Origin of the sequence: Trichocoleus desertorum ATA4-8-CV12 (genome assembly GCA_019358975.1) — a bacterium.
In the GTDB taxonomy this organism is placed as follows: domain Bacteria; phylum Cyanobacteriota; class Cyanobacteriia; order FACHB-46; family FACHB-46; genus Trichocoleus; species Trichocoleus desertorum_A.
The window spans coordinates 1-17,305 of sequence record JAHHIL010000037.1 but is presented as its reverse complement, the minus strand read 5'-3'; the positions used below and the strand labels follow the sequence as shown (position 1 = coordinate 17,305).

General features: G+C 50.0%; 19 protein-coding genes. 10 read left to right on the top strand and 9 right to left on the bottom strand.

Annotated features, from left to right (window positions below):
• Positions 1-19 precede the first annotated feature (19 nt).
• From KME12_20260 to KME12_20240, 5 genes are all read left to right on the top strand, one after another.
• Positions 20-967 (top strand): F0F1 ATP synthase subunit gamma, encoded by a 948-nt coding sequence (locus KME12_20260; protein ID MBW4490120.1) that lies wholly within the window; start codon positions 20-22, stop codon positions 965-967.
• A 169-nt stretch (positions 968-1,136) separates the two neighbouring features.
• Positions 1,137-1,466: a 2Fe-2S iron-sulfur cluster binding domain-containing protein gene (locus KME12_20255; GenBank protein ID MBW4490119.1), complete on the top strand. Its 330-nt coding sequence runs from the start codon at positions 1,137-1,139 to the stop codon at positions 1,464-1,466.
• Between the two features lie 118 nt (positions 1,467-1,584).
• The gene (locus tag KME12_20250; protein ID MBW4490118.1) at positions 1,585-1,788 is read left to right on the top strand and encodes a hypothetical protein; all 204 of its coding nucleotides are present in this window, start codon (positions 1,585-1,587) and stop codon (positions 1,786-1,788) included.
• Complete coding sequence (locus KME12_20245; protein ID MBW4490117.1) at positions 1,788-2,852, top strand: DUF3326 domain-containing protein; 1,065 nt, start codon at positions 1,788-1,790, stop codon at positions 2,850-2,852. Before KME12_20250 ends, KME12_20245 begins: the two co-directional genes overlap by 1 nt.
• A gap of 185 nt (positions 2,853-3,037) precedes the next feature.
• The gene (locus KME12_20240) at positions 3,038-3,574 is read left to right on the top strand and encodes a CPBP family intramembrane metalloprotease (GenBank protein ID MBW4490116.1); all 537 of its coding nucleotides are present in this window, start codon (positions 3,038-3,040) and stop codon (positions 3,572-3,574) included.
• A gap of 63 nt (positions 3,575-3,637) precedes the next feature.
• Here KME12_20240 and KME12_20235 read toward each other — a convergent pair whose 3' ends face one another.
• From KME12_20235 to KME12_20220, 4 genes are all read right to left on the bottom strand, one after another.
• Complete coding sequence (locus KME12_20235; protein ID MBW4490115.1) at positions 3,638-3,883, bottom strand: hypothetical protein; 246 nt, start codon at positions 3,881-3,883, stop codon at positions 3,638-3,640.
• A 353-nt stretch (positions 3,884-4,236) separates the two neighbouring features.
• On the bottom strand, positions 4,237-7,398 hold the full coding sequence (locus KME12_20230) for an MFS transporter (protein MBW4490114.1): 3,162 nt from the start codon (positions 7,396-7,398) through the stop codon (positions 4,237-4,239).
• 233 nt (positions 7,399-7,631) lie between these two features.
• Entirely contained in the window at positions 7,632-8,663 is a 1,032-nt protein-coding gene (gene add, locus KME12_20225; protein MBW4490113.1) for an adenosine deaminase, read from the bottom strand.
• A 27-nt stretch (positions 8,664-8,690) separates the two neighbouring features.
• Positions 8,691-9,401 carry a phosphoribosylglycinamide formyltransferase gene (locus KME12_20220; GenBank protein ID MBW4490112.1) on the bottom strand — a complete coding sequence of 237 codons (711 nt, stop codon included), beginning with the start codon at positions 9,399-9,401 and terminating at the stop codon, positions 8,691-8,693.
• Positions 9,402-9,514: 113 nt separating this feature from the next.
• Between KME12_20220 and KME12_20215 the strand changes: the two genes are divergently transcribed.
• Both KME12_20215 and KME12_20210 read left to right on the top strand, forming a co-directional pair.
• A complete protein-coding gene (locus KME12_20215) occupies positions 9,515-10,426 on the top strand; it encodes a sugar ABC transporter permease (GenBank protein MBW4490111.1) in 912 nt (303 codons plus the stop codon).
• Between the two features lie 80 nt (positions 10,427-10,506).
• Complete coding sequence (locus KME12_20210) at positions 10,507-11,076, top strand: DUF981 domain-containing protein (GenBank protein MBW4490110.1); 570 nt, start codon at positions 10,507-10,509, stop codon at positions 11,074-11,076.
• A 44-nt stretch (positions 11,077-11,120) separates the two neighbouring features.
• Here KME12_20210 and KME12_20205 read toward each other — a convergent pair whose 3' ends face one another.
• The 5 genes from KME12_20205 to efp form a co-directional block, all read right to left on the bottom strand.
• Positions 11,121-11,648: a DUF3105 domain-containing protein gene (locus KME12_20205; protein MBW4490109.1), complete on the bottom strand. Its 528-nt coding sequence runs from the start codon at positions 11,646-11,648 to the stop codon at positions 11,121-11,123.
• Between the two features lie 210 nt (positions 11,649-11,858).
• Positions 11,859-12,053, bottom strand: a complete 195-nt coding sequence (locus tag KME12_20200) for a heavy-metal-associated domain-containing protein (protein MBW4490108.1) — start codon at positions 12,051-12,053, stop codon at positions 11,859-11,861.
• Positions 12,054-12,286: 233 nt separating this feature from the next.
• The gene (locus KME12_20195; protein MBW4490107.1) at positions 12,287-12,685 is read right to left on the bottom strand and encodes a four-helix bundle copper-binding protein; all 399 of its coding nucleotides are present in this window, start codon (positions 12,683-12,685) and stop codon (positions 12,287-12,289) included.
• 294 nt (positions 12,686-12,979) lie between these two features.
• Positions 12,980-13,534 carry an acetyl-CoA carboxylase biotin carboxyl carrier protein gene (accB, locus tag KME12_20190; protein MBW4490106.1) on the bottom strand — a complete coding sequence of 185 codons (555 nt, stop codon included), beginning with the start codon at positions 13,532-13,534 and terminating at the stop codon, positions 12,980-12,982.
• Positions 13,535-13,655: 121 nt separating this feature from the next.
• The gene (gene efp / locus KME12_20185; protein ID MBW4490105.1) at positions 13,656-14,219 is read right to left on the bottom strand and encodes an elongation factor P; all 564 of its coding nucleotides are present in this window, start codon (positions 14,217-14,219) and stop codon (positions 13,656-13,658) included.
• 300 nt (positions 14,220-14,519) lie between these two features.
• Between efp and KME12_20180 the strand changes: the two genes are divergently transcribed.
• The 3 genes from KME12_20180 (at position 14,520) to KME12_20170 (ending at position 17,139) form a co-directional block, all read left to right on the top strand.
• A complete protein-coding gene (locus KME12_20180; protein ID MBW4490104.1) occupies positions 14,520-15,650 on the top strand; it encodes a peptidylprolyl isomerase in 1,131 nt (376 codons plus the stop codon).
• 87 nt (positions 15,651-15,737) lie between these two features.
• Entirely contained in the window at positions 15,738-16,043 is a 306-nt protein-coding gene (locus KME12_20175) for a hypothetical protein (GenBank protein ID MBW4490103.1), read from the top strand.
• Between the two features lie 82 nt (positions 16,044-16,125).
• A complete protein-coding gene (locus KME12_20170) occupies positions 16,126-17,139 on the top strand; it encodes a thiamine-phosphate kinase (protein MBW4490102.1) in 1,014 nt (337 codons plus the stop codon).
• The last annotated feature ends 166 nt before the right edge of the window (positions 17,140-17,305 follow it).

Here is a 17,305-nt window from a genome sequence, read left to right as displayed (position 1 = left end):
CTACTAGAGGGAAACAACTATGGCAAATCTCAAAATCATTCGCGATCGCATCCAGTCGGTCAAGAATACCAAAAAAATTACTGAAGCAATGCGCCTTGTGGCTGCGGCCAAAGTGCGTCGGGCTCAAGAGCAAGTGATTGCAACCCGCCCTTTTGCTGATCGTCTAGCACAGGTACTCTATGGACTCCAAACCCGCTTGCGGTTTGAGGATGTAGACCTGCCTTTGCTGAGGAAGCGGGAAGTTCGTACTGTTGGTCTGCTAGTGATTTCTGGCGATCGCGGCCTCTGCGGTGCCTATAACTCCAACGTCATCCGGCGGGCTGAAAATCGGGCCAAAGAGCTGAAAGCAGAAGGCTTGGATTACAAGTTCATCATGGTGGGCCGCAAATCCTTCCAGTACTTTCAGCGTCGGGATCAACCGATCAGTGCTAACTATACAGGTTTAGAGCAAGTGCCGACGGCTCAAGAAGCCTCCGAAATTGCAGACGAAATCCTGTCACTATTTTTGTCAGAAAGTGTCGATCGCATCGAGCTGGTTTACACCCGCTTTGTGTCCTTGATCAGCTCTCGGCCTGTGATTCAGACGCTGTTGCCTCTCGATCCTCAGGGATTAGAAACACCTGATGACGAAATCTTCCGGCTAACCACTCGCGGTGGGCAGTTCCAAGTCGAACGCTCCAAGGTTAGTTCTGAAGCCAGAGTGCTACCTCGCGACATGATCTTCGAGCAAGATCCAGTGCAAATTCTAGATGCCCTCTTGCCTCTCTACCTAAACAATCAGTTACTGCGAGCCTTGCAAGAATCGGCTGCGAGTGAACTGGCAGCTCGAATGACCGCCATGAACAACGCCAGTGAGAACGCCAGTGAGCTGATTAGTGGCTTGACTTTGTCCTATAACAAAGCGCGTCAGGCCGCCATCACTCAAGAAATTCTAGAAGTGGTAGGTGGTGCTGAAGCCCTAGGCTAAACGCCAAAGAACTTACTTGAGATAAAAATCAAGCCTGCGTCTGATTGATTTCAGGCGCATTTTTTGTTGATTCAGCGCATGCTCCTGCGTGGCGCATCTCGTGAAACAATAAAAAAGAGCAAAGAAAAGCTGTTGTTGTCTTGGGGTTGTCACCCTTCATTATCGTTTTATGTCCCAAATCTACAAAGTTCAAATTCAGCATCAGGGCAACACCCATGTCTTAGAAGTGCCAGCCGATCGCACTGTCTTAGAGGTAGCGACAGAAGCGGGGGTAGAACTACCCAGTTCTTGTAACGCTGGAGTCTGCACTACTTGTGCAGCACAGATTACAGAAGGTAAAGTGGAGCAGGGTGACGGCATGGGGATTAGTCAAGAGTTACAGCAACAAGGCTATGCACTTTTATGTGTGGCTTATCCTCGCTCTGACCTCAAGATTGAAACTGAAAAAGAAGACGTTGTATACCATTTGCAATTTGGACAATTTCAAGAGCGCAAATAGTGCCTTATTCCGAAATAAAAAGGCTTCGCTCAGAAGCAGCCAGTTGCTAACTTCTCCAAAGTTATCCGTACGCAGCAGCAATGTGGCATAAACTAATACAGCATTGGAATCAGCAACTATGACGACTCACTTTATTACAGCTGAAATTGATCTACAAGAGTGCCCAGTAGCGATGCACCAAGCAATTGAGGCAGAACTGCAAAAGCGGGGTGAACCCTTGCGTTGGGCAGTTACCGATGTCAACGTGGAGCAACAAAAAGCCTATGTTGATGCGATCGTAACCTCTGATGCCGTCACGTCTGATCCTATAGCCACGGTTTGATTCAGCGACCCTACACTGTTCTATTAATTGTTCCGACTGGGATTGGGGCGGCGATCGGTGGCTATGCAGGAGATGCTTTGCCTGTAGCACGAGCGATCGCGCAAGTTGCAGATTGCCTAATCACCCACCCCAACGTCCTTAATGGGGCACAACTCTACTGGCCCTTACCCAATGCACTCTATGTCGAGGGGTACGGGCTAGATCAGTTTGCAGCAGGCCAATGGGGCTTGCGATCGGTGCATCAAAACCGAGTGGGGTTGGTGCTCGATCAAGGCATAGAACTAGAGCTACGAGTGCGACAGCTACAGGCCGCAGATGCGACTCGCGCCACCTTGGGTTTGAACCTTACTGATTATGTCGTCACCGATGCCCCGCTAGGTGTGGAGTTACGCACTGCGGATTCTGGCGCAACTTGGGGTACGATTCAAAACCCCGATAGTTTGCTACGGGCGGTTGAACAACTAATTACACAGGCCCAGGCCGAAGCGATCGCAGTAGTCGCTCGATTCCCGGACGATACAGGTAGCAAAGCGTTACAAGAGTACCGTCATGGGCAGGGGGTTGATCCCTTAGCAGGCGCAGAAGCGGTGATCAGCCACTTGGTCGTCCGAACCTTCCAAATTCCTTGCGCCCACGCCCCTGCCCTAGCACCACTTCCTATTGATCCAGAGCTCTCGCCTCGCTCTGCTGCTGAAGAATTGGGATATACTTTCCTGCCCTGTGTGTTAGCAGGGCTGAGCCGCGCTCCCCAATTTATTACCCAGCCTCAGAACCGTATTAGTAACAGCAGCGAGTTGTGGTGCGATCGCGTGGATGCAATCGTCATTCCTGAAACAGCTTGTGGGGGCAGTGCTGTGTTAAGTTTCAGCCAGTCTCAGGCCCAAATCATTACGGTGCGAGAAAATCAAACTAAAATGCGAGTGCCGCCCTCTCAATTGGGCATCAAAGCCATCTCAGTCAACTCTTATCTAGAAGCGCTTGGTGTGTTGGTAACGCATCGAGCAGGAATTAGCCCTACTGCTCTCCAGCCCCACATCGCACGCATCCGTCACCTTTCGACCTGAAATTTAGCCTGAAACAAGTGTTGGCTTAATTTAGGTTTTAGTTAAGCTGTAACGTACGGGCTATCTCTAGGCTCTGTTCGCATAGCAGTTGAGTTGTAACTTAGCGTTCCCTCAGTTTTGTGGCAAACCAGCTCCCCCAGACTCCCGAAACCGAAACTCTAACCCGCGTCCAAGTGCTAATTGCAATGGGTGTCACAGCTCTATTTTTGCTGATGATTGCCAAGATTTGGCAGAGAGTTGGGGCAATCCCACTTCTACCGCTCAATTGGATGGGAAACTCGCTCTTGCTAGGGGTGGGGCTTGGTTTAGGCATTTCTGCCACCAGTGCCATCATTTATCGCTTCTGGCCGGCTTATCGACAAAGCGCAAATCTTTATCTAGAACTCGTCCTTAAACCTCTGACCTGGCCCGATTTAGTTTGGTTAGGCCTGTTGCCTGGGTTAAGCGAAGAATTGCTGTTTCGTGGCGTGATGCTACCCGCTTTAGGATTTAACCTGACGGGGGTGGCTATCTCCAGCTTATGTTTTGGGGCACTTCATCTGAGTAGTTTTAAGCATTGGCCCTATATGGTGTGGGCCTTGACCATTGGTGTGGTATTAGGACTCAGTGCCTTGATTACAGGAAATTTGTTTGTGCCCTTAGCGGCTCATGTTGTAACTAATTTAATTTCTGGCTGTGTCTGGAAGTGGCACAGTGAGAGAAAACATAGCTCCTCTAGCTGAATTTAACGACTACTACAACAGCGAAAAGCTAAACGGTAAGACGGTAAAGATCAATTACTGCCCCTAAAATCTGAGTCCGGCTAAACCGCTAGCGCTTTCTCGATGAATGCAACCATCTGCGATCGCATCGCGCAAAATGGCTAACAAAGACCAATCGCGATCGCTCAGGCCACCCTGCTGTATCAAATAATGAATTTGAGTTTCAGCGGCGGGGGAGAGGAGCCCAGACGAGAGCGCGTTGCGAACAAAAAATTCAACGCTATCGGTGCTCAAACTGTTATCAGTGGCGCTGGTTAAATTCAACATCATTATTTGATCAGGCGGGAACTGAGCAGACAGAACATAAAAGTTTAGCTTCACTTCCGCTTCTATAGATTCCCGAATTCTTCCCTAGTTCCGCACCATACAAATGGGGGATTTCGATGGCAGGAGGAGAGAGAAGGGGTAAAAAAAGACAGATGTATGTCTTTAGCGTTCCCCAGCATGGGATGAAACTGTACTTTGTACCGTTCCGTGAAAATTGTTTTGACTCCTGGCTCTTGGCTCCTAGCTTCTGGCTTCTCGCTCCTATCGCCTGCTTCATCCCTCCTCCTTCTTACAAAAAAAGCCCCTCCTAGCTTAGGAGAGGCATAGTCTGGAGTGAAAGAGAGAAAGTTGATGAGTTAACCGACGGCAAGCGCACCAGCAACAGCAGAGGCCAAGGCTGAGACAGCAGCGGTACCAAATAACCACCAAGCAGCACTAGCAGCCGCTTTCCGAGTTTCTTCAGCTTGATGCTGCGCCTGTCGCTTCATGTCTTCTAGACGACGTTGAGCTTCGTGTTGGATGCGCTCAGCCCGCTGAAGGACGCTATTTCTGGCTCCTTCAATTTGGTCAACGATGCGGTTGGCATCTGCTTCCGAGATGTCTTCGCGGGAACTGAGCAGCGCCACCAAGGTACCGCGATCGAACTGGCCTAGGCGAGATCGTAAGGCGTCAAATCCAGCTTGCGGATCATCAAACACGGTGCGTAAATCGCGCTTGATGCCTTCGTAGTTTAGCTCTGGGCGATCCAACGAGTTCAAGTAGTTGCGGATACGAGCAAAAATACCGTCGATCACCGACTGAATCTGGTTCTGAACGTTCTGGATTTGCACTTGCACTTGCTCCCGGACGGAAAGAACTTGATCCACGATGCGGCTGGCTTCTGCTTCTGTCATGTCAGAGCGTTGAGATAACAGAGCCACAATGGTCGAGCGATCCACATGGGAGAGGCGATCGCCCAAGTTACCTAAACCAGCCCGGGGGTCACGGAGTAGCAACTGCAAGTCGCGTTTAATGCCGTCTGGATTCAGTTCTTCTTTATCGGTGTTGCGTAGATAGTTTTGCAGATTGGCTTGAAAATCCCGGACTTGCTCCTGGGTTCGTGCTGCCAAGCGACGCGGGGCTCTAACTATGCTCCGGATCGCCTCTTGCATCTGATCCACAATCCGGTTAGCTTGATCTTCGGTCATATCTTGACGCTGGCTAAGCAACCGCACCAGCGTTTCGCGATCCACTTGAGACAAGCGTCTTCTCAGCGCCAAAGTTCCTTCTTTAGGGTCGTTCAGCAGCGTTTGCAAGTCGCGCTGGATACCGACTGGATCGAGTTCTTGCAAGTTGGTACTCCGCAAGTAGTCGGCGATCGCGGTGGTGGTTTTGTCGTACTGCTCTTTGGTCTTGCCTACAACAATCTGGGGTACATGAGTCATGCTGTACCAGTTGCTTTCGACTTGATCAAAGATTTGGCTGGCTTCTTCCTCGCTAATATCGGGGCGCTGAGCCAACAGTTTGACAAAGGTATCACGATCGACTGCCGAAAAGCGCCAACGTAAGGCTCTAAAGCCAGCTTGGGGATCATCGAGCAAGGTTTGCAGATCGCGCTTGATGCCTTCGGGATTCAGTTCAGAACGGCCCGTGTTTTGCAGGTAAGACTCTAGGCGTTGGCGCAACTCAGTCGCTTTCGATTGGGCTTGGTCTTGAACAGACTGCGCTGAACCCAAAACGCGATCGCGGGTGCTTTCCAGTTGGCTGACAATGCGATCGGCTTCTTCTTGGCTTAGGTCTTGGCGCTGAGCAAGTAACTGCACTAAGGTATCGTGATCAAAATGGTTCAGGCGATCGCCCAGTTCCTCATAACCCGCTTCCGGATCTTCGAGTAAGGTCTGGAAGTCTCGCTCAATGCCTTCAGGGCTGAGTTCAGCTTTGTCCGTGGAGCGTAGATAATTCTCAACTCGGCTGCGGAGATCTTGTGATTCTTCCTGATCGGCTGCCAGCGTGACCGTAGCAAGAATTTCTTGGCGAATCCCTTCCAGTTGATCGGCAATGCCTCCAACTCTAGCGGGGGAGAGATCACCGCGCTGTGTAAGCAAATCCACAAAGTAGCTGCGGTTCAATTGATCTAGTTGCTGCTTCACCGCATTGGGGTCGGCTTCTGGATCGTGGAGGACGTTGCGGAATTCGTACTTAATCGTTTCTCGGTTCAGATGCCAAGCATAAGAATTGAGCACGTAGTTTTCGATATCGGCCCGGATAGGGTTAAAGGGTAGAGCGGGAGCTTTATCAGCAACTTGGCTACCCACTTTGTTGGCTTGCTCTCCCAACTTATCTTTGAAACCTTGCAACTGACCCATTACCTTTTCCACATCTAAATCGGAAAGGTCAGTGCGGCCCAATACCGTACCTGTAAGAGCGGTCATGCCTAACTGAGTGGCTCGCTCGATCAAGCCAGGCGTTTGCTGTTGTTGACTTCCACCTTGGTTGGAACGGCGAACTTCAGCAATCAGTTGGTCTAGTTTGCTGCCTAGTTCATTGGAGCGCAAGTTTTCTGGCCGAGCTGAAGACAAATAGTCACGTAATTGCCCCATCAGGTCTTGCTGCCCTTGTTGGCTCAGGACTTGCTGCCACACACCTTCCAACTGATCGACGATCCGGCTGATGTCGCGCTTGGAGAGATCAGTACGGCTGCTGACTAAATTGACAAAGGTTTGCCGATCGATGTGGCTGAGGCGATCGCGTAGAGATTCTCCTACCCCCCCTGCACTCTGAGCTAAAGACTTTAACTCTGGGGTATTCACCAAATTTTCGAACTCACCCCGAATCCGCGAAATGTCCAACTCAGTTGGCTTCAAGCGATCGAGATAGTCTTCGATGCTTTCACGAATACTAACTGGGTCCATACCTACGGTAAATTCCCGGCGCACGGCTGCGGCTGCGGCTTCTGCGGTTGCTACCACTTGGTCGCTGGCAGATTTACCCGCGATCGCGGCAGTTGCAGTACCGAGAACTGCTTGAAACCCTGAAGTAGCGGTGTTCACCACTGAACCGATTAGAGAACCCACAGTGGTAGAACTGACCCACACCAGCAGGGTGAAGTAAGCACCCCAAATCACCAAGCCCACAATCGCGCCTAAGACAGCGCTTTCGATCAAGCTCAGCTTAACAGCGAGTAAGCAAGCAATGAACAGAGCAATGGTGACCGTCACCAGCGTCCACAGCCCTAAAGCAGTGCCAACTTTGCGGATCGTACCACCCAGGCTACCTGAGTCTTTATGGCTAGAGTGGCTGGAGTGGTCGTCAGATTGGTGCCCTAAATAAGAAATTCCGGCGGCGACAGAAAGATTGGTTAAAACTAATTGAATGGCAAAAGCTAGAACTAACCCTGCGATCAAAGCTACAAAAAATTGGGGGCCTGAAAAGACAAGTGCAGCTTCTTCGGCAGTGGTAACTCCTCCACCCACGGGCACTTGTGCAATCCAGAATTGCCCCTGGAATAATTCCCGTGCAATTCCTATAGTGTGAAACATGATTTTCCCTCGTTAAGGCTAAGATCCACGCAAATCTGAGCTTGCCTGCATCCCAGCGCTATATTTCTGCAAGACTAATAACCCTCACGCTCAGAATCTCCGACTCAGAGGGTATAAAGCATCTCTCCCAAGTCTGAAATGAACTCTATAGGGAGATGAAGTTATACAGGGAGGGCTGCTAAAGGCATAGTGCTCACGAAAGGCCCACGAGGGGATCAGAATTTGTTGCTGGCTCAAGGTGTTTCTGCTAACCAACCTGGATCGTCACGAAACCTTGTGATTAACTGTTGTTTGCGGTCTTCTGAGAGCCAACTGGACTGAATACCCTGAAGAATCAAGGCGCGAATGAAGTTGCGATCGCAGCCCAATTTCTCTTGCAGCAGTTGATACTCAGTTGCTAAGGAATTACCAAACATTTTAGGGTCATCGGTATTGACGGTTACTACTAAACCGCGCTCCCAATAGCGTCGAATCGGATGCTGTTCTATAGCAGGCACAACCCCAGTGCAGACATTCGACCAAGGGCACATTTCTAAAGGGATGCGATGTTCGGCTAAGTAATCTAATAAGGCAGGATCTTCCTCGGCGCGAGTGCCATGACCGATGCGATCGCATTTCAGGCTGTGAATGGCTCCCCAAATACTCTCTGGGCCTGCTGCTTCTCCTGCATGGGCACTAGTGCGAAAACCCAACCGCCGCGCTTCTGCGTAAACTGACTCAAACAGTTCTGGGGGAAACTGATGCTCTGAGCCACCAATGCCAATACCAACCACACCTAGTTCTTTGACCTCGTTAATTTCGGCCAAGGTAATCGCAGCAGATTCAGGGCCAAAGTCACGTACACAATCGGCAACCAATGCCACCTCAATTTCTGGAACTTGCGCCAAGCCTTGCCGAATAGCCGCAGTGATCTCTTGCGTTTTTAAGCCATGCCTAGCAAAGTCACTGGGTGAGAAAAAAGCTTCGACGTATTGAATATTTTGACGAGCCAAATCTTCAGCTACAGCCGCAGCGATTAAAGTGAAGTCTTCGTACTCGCGCAAAAACTGGTTTTTCCAGATCCAAGTCGCAATGAAATGGGGAAAGTCATGATATTGAAACCGCTGCTTTAAGGCTTCCAGGTTCGGTACTTCTGGATCGCCGCCATACTTCTGCATAAGTTGCCACAGGGTTTCGTAGGGGATTGCTCCTTCTAGGTGCAAATGCAACTCAACTTTGGGCACCTGTTCAAACCAGATGGAAGCAGCGAGGCTTGAAGCATTCATAACGGAAGTGGCAGCTATTTAAGCCGTTTAAGTAGTAACAGAGAAAAACGTGGTAGGCACGACACCTGCTTTCTGGGCTGCGGCTAGAGCGATCGCCGGAGGAAAAATTCGATGTTCTTGCACTTGAATCCGAGCTTGCAGCATCTCCGGAGTATCTTCGGCTAAGATGGGCACCGCTGCCTGCATCACGATCGGGCCACTATCCACTTCTAAATGCACATAATGCACAGTGCAGCCAGAGATCTTCACCCCTGCCTGTAACGCTTGTTCGACCGCACGAATGCCAGGAAAACTGGGCAATAAGCTGGGATGAATGTTCAGCATTTGGTCGGGGAATGCGTCAATTAGCACTTGCGTCACCCGCCGCATCCAACCCGCCATAATCACCCATTCCACACCATGCTGCTTCAGAGTATCAGCAATGCGGCGATCGAGATCTTCGCGAGACGAAAAGGTGCGGTGATCTAACAAAACAGAGGGAGTGCCCCAACGCTCTGCCCGCTCTAACGCCTTGGCGTTGGGATTATTACAGATCAAAACTTGAATGGTGGCATTGAGCTGCCCATCTGCAATAGCTTGAGCGATCGCCTCAAAGTTGCTACCCGAACCAGAAGCCATCACACCTAGCTTTAAAGGAGTCGCCGCAGGGGTAGTGGATGTAGAAGCAACGAGAATCGGTGAAACGAGGCTAGGGGTAGAATCCAGGCTGGAAGCAGGCACCGCAGAGTGAGAAGTCATGAAATCAGGAAGGATCGCTCAAAAATTGCCCTAGCGTAGTCGCTGACTGAGCGCTAGTCTCAGAATTGTAACAGCAGAGCCCTTCATCCCACGCTCGTTAGTAGAAACTTGCTATGTCTCTGTGGTCATTTCGTCGCCAATCTCATCGTGACCGCCCTCCCATACCTGAAGGAAATCAGGAAAGTGCGATCGCCGCTTGGTTGTTTTTAGCGCCTGCGTTATTGCTCCTCAGCATTTTTGTGCTAGGGCCAATTGTTTATTTAATCTATCTCAGCTTTACAGCGGGCAGCTTTACTCGCACGGGCACTCATTGGGTTGGTTTCAGCAACTATTGGCGCTTATTCCTCAACCCAGATTTTTGGCAAGTGCTAGGGAATACCCTCTATTTCACGGTGGCGACCGTCGCTCCTAGCCTAGCAATCTCTTTGGGGTTGGCAGTGCTGCTAAATCGAGCCTTTGCCTTACAAGGACTGTTCCGGGCTGCTTATTTCATTCCTTCCATTACTTCGCTGGTGGCGGTGGGGCTGGGCTTCCGGTGGCTGTTTCAAACAGAAGGCCCGATCAATACTTTGCTAGGCGCGATCGGGCTAGAGCCGATTGCATGGTTGGGCAGTACAACTTGGGCGATGCCTGTGCTGATTTTGCTGAGTATCTGGAAGCAACTGGGCTTTAATATGGTAGTGTTTTTGGCGGGATTGCAGACCATTCCGGTGAATCGCTACGAAGCGGCAGAACTGGATGGGGCTGATGCTTGGCAGCAGTTTTGGCATATTACGCTACCGGGATTGCGACCTACACTAGTTTTTGCCGCTGTTACTACAGTCATCTTCACGCTACGGAGTTTTGAGCAGGTGTATGTGATCACGGAAGGTGGCCCGCTTAACTCCACTAACTTATTGGTCTACTACATCTATGAGCAAGCGTTTGCTCAATTTGATTTTGGCTATGCCGCCGCCGCTGCTACGGTTCTGCTAGGAGCGACCTTGGTGTTGGTTTATTTGCAGTTGCAAACCTGGAGCGAATAGCTGCCTGATACTTGGCCGCTGCATGGGGATTGCTTACAATCGACGCATCTCTAACCCATCTCTACAGGAGGCATCACATCTTGATTAACTACATCACGTTGATGCTAATTAACTTGGTGGCAGGACTGGTTTTACTAGCTTGTTTTGTTTACGAAGGCTTAGATGGCCCCAACCCCAAACGTTGGGTTCCTGGATTCGGCATGGTGGGCGCGATCGCCCTCTCTACCGGATTCCATATGATTTGGCATTGGCCAATTCGAGGCAGCTACAATATTGCCTTTGGTGAGACAACGGTTCTATTTGGGATTTTGTTTGTGGGAGCATCTCTGGCTCTGGCGCTGGGCTGGGATCTGCTGACGGTGGCGATTTACGCCTTCTTTGCAGGAGTCACCGCGATCGTCATTGGTATCCGCGTCATCGACTTAGAAATGACTCGCCGCCCGCTCATTTCTGGCTTGGGTTTTATTCTGACTGGCTTGGGTGGGGTTTTTGCCGCTCCTGCTCTGTATTGGCAGACCAACCGCGCATTTCGCTTAGCTGGAGTTGCAGTACTCGCGATCGCAGCCACAATTTGGGCCTTTACAGGTTACATGGCCTATTGGGGCCACCTGGAAGGCTCCAGCAATTGGACACCCCCTGGCATGCAGTAAGTCCACAGCAAACAGCACGCTTCGGTTCTGATTTAGCCAGATTGCTAATTAGGACATAAGCCGTTCTGGCACTCTGGCCCACGAGCCACATGGGCATTATAGAAAGCTGCGACGGTTGTGGGATCGTAGCGATCGAGCTTTTGCAAATAGCCCCAAGCAGTCAGCGCGATCGGTGTATCCATATTTTGGCGGGGTGTCAAAATAATCCGAGGATTATTCTTGCTGAGTTCTCGTACCTGAGCTTTGATTTGCTCTAGCACCTGGCCTTGGACCTGGTCAGGTTTATAGCTAATAACAACGCCACCATGCTCTAAGTTATGCACCAGTCTTTCGTCTAGGGGCGCTTTGGCATGGATGCCCCACTGCGCCCAGATGGCATAGTGAGGACCAGAAGTGGGGGGATTTGAGTTGTACTTAACTTTCTCAGTTTCTGGAACGTGGTCTTGGCCCAGTTTCGGTAAGGTGGTCCCGGGTAACTCAGCATTAGCGGGTCGAGGTGGCAAAGGTGAGCCTGGAGTTTCTACTTTAAAGAACTCATCTCCAGTAGATGCCTGAGCCGTTTGCTGACTCATGGGCTTCGTATCTGTCTGCTGGGTACTGGGATCTGGCTGTTGCTGAGTACAACCTACTGCCACCCCACCCCCAACTAGCAAGACGGGGATCAAGAGCCAACTGTTGACCTGCAACTTGTCCTGCCACGCTCGATTATGCTTCCGCAATCCTGTTGATTTGCTCACCTGGTTTCACCTATTTTTTGCGGGTTTCGCTTTCACCTGGATGCGCTAGCCAACAGGATATCCCGCAGCCTCGATCGCCTGTTTCACAGCTACTTCCGAAGCTTGAGTGTCCACCTGCACCACTTTTGTCTTGGGATCAGCGGCGATCGTGGCTGAGGCATCAACCTGTTTGACCGCTTGAGTAATGGTATCGACACAAGCACTACAAGCCATGCTAGGAACTTTGAACTGAATAGACATAAAAACAAACCACCCAATCAACTACAAACTAAAACAGGTCATCTTTAACCTAGCTCGAACCACATCTGGCATAGCCATCGATTCATTGAGCTACCCTTACTTTAAAGTCTCCTCATAACTGGAGAGTCAAGGAGTGAGTCGGAAAAGAAAGCGCGCAGGAATCAGTAGCTTCTTGGATAGCTCAGTGGGACCGTAGAAGCAGCAGAAATAGGGAAAAAGCGTTAAAGCGATCGCTAGCTTCCCAAAGCTGTAGCAAACCGGAGGCTAGAACTTTGATGTCCTGGTAGAGGCTTACTCTTCTCCTGTAAAAAGAGGAAAGCAGCAATTTGACGGTACTCTGAAATCACATTTTCACAAGCGATCGCACATTTTTGCAGACGTTCGTCTGGGTACTTTTCGCACTCTCTAGCGCAGACATCAGCCAAATCAGCGCAGGCTTGAGCAATCAGAACCACAAAACGGGGACCATGATTCATCAACGTGGCGGCACAGATCCAACAAAGGTCAGCACAGTCTTGGCAAAGACTCGCACATTCTGTTAAATCAGCTGGCTGCATTTCCGCAGAAGCCTGACATTCCAAAGCGCAATGATTAATCGCATCTAAAAAAGCTTGATATTGGTGATAAGCCATTGAAAAAATAATCAAATTCTTCTAGCTTGCTTATCGGCTAAAATCGCAAAACTTTCATCGCCCGCAAGCAACACTTCTGAAGTCAGAAATAACAAATGTTAGGCGTCTACGAAGACAACTCAGCTTTTTCAAACAAAAAAACAGGTGCCAGTGAACACCTGTAAATGGATTAAATTGTGAGTTAAAAATCTCTAAGCTACATCCTTAGACTTTAGAAATAAAACTTCACAAAAGTACTAGTTTGTGTAGAAAATGAGGTCAAAAATATCCAGCTTCTACAAACTCTTGAGCATCTTAGCCAGGATTAACTCGCATTAATACCTGTCCGTACTCCACTGGCTCGCCATTCTGAACCAAAATTTCCATCACCTCGCCGCTCACTTCTGCTTCTAGCTCGTTCATCAGCTTCATGGCTTCGATAATGCAGACAGTTTGGCCATTACGAATGCGATCGCCCATATCCACAAAGGGAGGTTCATCCGGCGCAGGAGAGCGGTAGAACGTACCAACCATCGGTGAAGTGACATCTAACCACTTGGTCTTATCAACAGAGGGCACCGCAGAGCTAGCCGTAGCAGGCGCAGCAGGTCCTGGCGTAGCCGATGCCGCACGAGACTCTAGTGTAGATGGAGATGTGGTACTTGCAGCAGTAACAGGTGGGGCCAATTCAACACTAGGAACACCACCACTACTAGCAAACGTGGACTCGATGGCCGTCCCTTGACCACTAACTTGAACCCCCTTACGGACAGTCAGTTCAAAGTCAGCACTTTTAATTGTCAACTCGCCAATATCAGTCTGGCCCAGAGTGACTAGTAGGTTGCGGAGTTCTTCAAAATTCAATTGCACAGTGTTTATGACCCCAATCCAATGAGCCGTTCTAAATCAGCTCGTCTTTACTGAATACACATTGTCAACAGTGCAATTTAGCACACTGCCAACAAAGTACTGACCCGCACTGATCCCAGCTTTAGTCTTTTTCACGACCTAGGTAGGTATCGCTGCGAGTATCAACCTTGATGCGCTCTCCAATCGTAATAAAGAGAGGTACCATAACTTGAGCACCTGTTTCTACGGTCGCGGGCTTAGTGCCACCTGTAGCGGTATCACCTTTAACCCCAGGATCAGTTTGAGTCACTTCTAGAACCACAGAGTTAGGCAGTTCTACTTCCAGAACTTGGGCACCCCAGCGAACAACGTTGACTTCCATCCCTTCTTTGAGGTACTTCACGCGATCGCCAATCTGGGAAGCGCTTAAGCGGCCTTCTTCATAAGTTTCCATATCCATAAAGACGAAATCTTCGCCGTCTTTATAGGTATGTTGCATGGTGCTCTTTTCCAAATTAGCCTGCGGCACAACCTCCCCAGCCCGGAAGGTTCTTTCTACCACGCTGCCATTTTGAGCGTTCTTCAGTTTGGTACGAACGAAGGCAGATCCTTTACCAGGTTTGACATGGAGAAATTCCACAACTCGCCACACGTTGCCATCCAATTCGATTGTGACGCCGGGTCGAAATTCGTTACTGGAGATCATGAATCTTGTGTCTGGGCAGAACAATTGGCACCCTATTGTACCGCTGAGCGGGTACTTCTCAGTACCCCTCTTTGGAGAAGTTCCCTAAACAAGTTAACCTCTCAAAACCACGACTCCTCGCAATCCTGACTCAGAGACACTCGATTTCCAAATGTTATCTTGCTGGAATCTATCCCAGGCTCTCTAGATCTCTCTAAGGCTCTCTAGAGGGAAACACTGTGGCAAGATTAAAAATGGAATTTCCATAACTTTTCAATCAATCACAACCGGAACCAGTCCAAGGCACACGGGGATGAATTTATGCTTCATTTAAGTCGTTCGCGGCTCACTTCACGCCAGAGCTGGCTAAAGTTAGGTCTCTTAGCGTTCTTGATGATGACACTGTCTGTAAGCTTTAGTCCAGTCGCATGGGCTGCCGATCGCGTAAGCCGATTGCCTGCTGGGAACGCAATCACAGATGGCAAGGTGTTGTTGCGCTATGCCCTGCCCATCGATAACAAAGATATTAGAAAGGTTCAAACCAGCCTTGAAGACATTACCACCCAACTTCGCGCTAATCGCCGCTGGGGAGCTATTTCTAGGGATGCAAGCAAAGCAGCTTCTATTTTGCAGAAAAACCAAGCCGCTCTATTAGCCAGTATTCCTCCCGACCAGCAGCAGCAAGCCGAGGCTCTAATCGCGGAGATGCAGCAAGAGGTTGCTGGCCTGCAAGCGGCGGCTGAGGCCAAAGACAAGGAGCAAATTCGTCAAAAACAAGCTGAACTACTCGACCATGTGAGCGAGTTGGAAGAAGCGATGGTGCAAGAATTTCCCTTTGAAGTACCCGCCGAGTACAGCAACCTGCCGCAGTTGAAAGGCCGAGCCACAGTAGCTGTGGAGACGAGCAAAGGGCCCTTAACGGTGGTTGTAGATGGCTACAGTGCTCCCGTGACTGCTGGGAACTTCATTGATTTGATCCAGCGCAATTTCTACAACGGCTTAGAATTTACCCGCGCTGAAAATTCTTATGTGCTGCAAATCGGTGATCCACCCGGACCCGAAGAAGGTTTTATTGACCCCGCAACGGGAAAGTACCGTGCAGTTCCCCTCGAAGTCTTGGTTCAAGGCGATGATGCCCCCACCTATGGCATTACCTTAGAAGATGCAGGTCGCTACAAGGATCTGCCAGTCCTGCCTTTTTCAGCTTTTGGGGCGCTGGCCTTAGCTCGCCCAGGAGAAGATCCGAACGGTGGTTCGTCGCAATTCTTCTTCTTTTTGTTTGAGCCAGAACTTACACCCGCTGGCTTGAATTTGTTGGATGGTCGTTATGCCATTTTTGGCTACGTTACTGAAGGTAAAGATGTCCTAGACGAACTCAAAGCGGACGACAAAATTATCTCGGCCAAGGTCGTCAAGGGCGCAGAGAATCTAATTCAGCCAAAAGCTGCTTAACTTCACAATCGTTATCCTGTGGGTAGGGAAGTTTACTGAAACGACTTTTCTGCCCTTTTTCTTGAGTGGCCTCTAGGAACTGGATTTATGATTCTCATTGAGTTGGTGTTTGCGATCGCTCTGGGGATTTTCGTCGTGCTGCTGCTGGTCAACTCGATGCAGCGCGATCAACAGCAGCAACGGCTGAGAAATGCTTTCTATAAACAGTTAGAGGCAGAAAACGGCTATATTTCACTGATTCAATTAGTTGCAGCAGCCCAAGTAGATCCGGGATTAGCTCAGCAATTTTTAGAACGCCAAGCGCAACTATTAACCGCTACCCCAGAAGTAGACGCTGACGGTGACACCTTCTACCGCTTTCCCAAACTACGTCCCAGTGATGTAGCACGCTGATTTTCTAGGCGTTGCATGACAATTCCATTACCAAAACAAACTCAGTGCTAGACCACGACCTGTGACTGACGATTTACTCAGGTTGAAAGTCCAAGATTTAGGAGAACAAGCCCTACTACAACGTCTACAGCGCTTTTGCCCTGAAGAAATTGTGGGCGATGATGCCGCTGTTCTCCAGACTCAACCACAACTCGATCTGGTGATTACAACGGATGTATTGGTAGACGGGGTGCATTTTAGTGTTGGCTTAGCAACGCCCAATATCTATACAACTTCTCCGGAAGATGTCGGTTGGCGAGCTGCCGCAGCAAACCTCTCAGATTTAGCCGCGATGGGAGCCACTCCACTGGGAATTACAGTGGGCTTGAGCATCCCTGGAGATACGCCCGTTGTCTGGATTGAGCAGATTTACCAAGGCTTAAGCGCTTGCTTGCAGCAGTTCAGCACTCCAATTGTAGGCGGAGATGTGACGCGATCGCCCATCCTGACCTTAGCAATTACTGCCTTCGGCCAAGTGGCACCCCATCAGGTACTCCGCCGATCTACCGCTCAACCGGGAGATGCGATCGTGGCGACAGGTTGGCATGGTGCCTCTAGAGCAGGTTTAGAACTCTTACTCCACCCTGAGCTGGGTCATGAGTTAAGTGAGAGCGATCGCACCTACCTCATCCAAGCCCACCAGCGCCCCAACCCCCGGCTCGACCTTCTGCCTTTGCTTCATCCCTCCTCCTTCCTCCTTCCTCCTTCTAGAATCGCTGGCATGGATAGCAGCGACGGCCTCGCTGATGCGATCGTGCAGATCTGCCGTATGAGTAAAGTGGGTGCCAGAGTCGAGCGCAGCCAAATCCCCATTCCACCTGCTCTAACTCGTTGGCATCCTGAACGAGCATTACAATGGGCGCTGTATGGCGGGGAGGATTTTGAATTGGTGTTGTGTTTGGAACCAACAGTCGCTCAAGCTTTAGTGGAACAGTTAGGATCAGGAGCCGCGATCGTAGGGACGATTACTACGGAACCCAACGTTTTACTAGTTGACACTACAGGCCACAACCTAAACGAAGCTTTGACACTAAAAAAAGGCTTTCAACACTTTTAGGCTGGCAATCTCTAGGTGTGCAAACCGAAGTAAGTCAGCAGTGACATACTCCTACGCTGATACTGACGCATACAGCGTAGGCTTCTCAGTGACCCCTGCTATTGCATCGGGCGTAGCCTGAGCTTTATTGACGGAATGCCCTACCGCCAAATACTTGATGTTGATT